At 29.4% G+C, this 741-nt stretch carries 1 protein-coding gene; it reads right to left on the minus strand.

The window, feature by feature from the left end; all coding sequences use genetic code 11:
- Positions 1-119: 119 nt before the first annotated feature.
- On the minus strand, positions 120-741 hold a 622-nt coding region (locus tag CQA53_RS11755), incomplete at its 5' end, for a hypothetical protein (protein ID WP_115544046.1).

The following is a 741-nucleotide window of genomic DNA, read 5'->3' on the forward strand; positions in this document are numbered from 1 at the left end:
ATTATAAGTGTTAGTATTATCTATCACACCAGCTTTTATATCAAAGCCTTTATGACTAGAATTTGGTAAGCCTATGGTGATTCCTGCTGTAGTTGGCTTGGTATCGTTAGGATTCATAACTATTCCTTAATGAAACAAATAAAAAGCGTGTTAAGGTTTATAGAATGAGCGTTAATGCCTTTAGATTCTAATGCTGTTTTACTCTTTTTTCTTATAAAATCCCATATTTCATAAATTTTCTTATCATTGTTTAAGAAAGAATTTAGAAAATGCAGGCGATAAGTATTTTTTCGCCTATGCCAACCTTTTGCACTCAATGGAGCAATAAAAATTTCGTTGTGATTATATAAGGCAAAAACCTGATATTCTCCTATACTGACTTCAACTTCTCCGAATTTAAAAAACCTCTTTTGGATTCCAAATAGCTTTCTACGCTCAAAACCTATCCCATTATCCGTAACATAAAAGCAAACCATTCCAAATAAGATATTATAAATCTGATAAATAACAAACACAAAAAATACACTCCACAAAATTTTAAATAACAATGTCATGAAAATATCTGTAAATATACTTACACATAAAAAGATAATGCATAATATAAGGATTACTACATGAGTAAATGTATTAAAAAAATAGTATTTATGCCTCACCTCATACACTATCTCATCACCATGAGAATCTCGCTTTATCTTGTCTTTGTTTATAGTATCGTTGGTTTTTTGAGATATTAGTTTGCTA

It is taken from the genome of Helicobacter didelphidarum (assembly GCF_003364195.1).
GTDB lineage: Bacteria > Campylobacterota > Campylobacteria > Campylobacterales > Helicobacteraceae > Helicobacter_A > Helicobacter_A didelphidarum.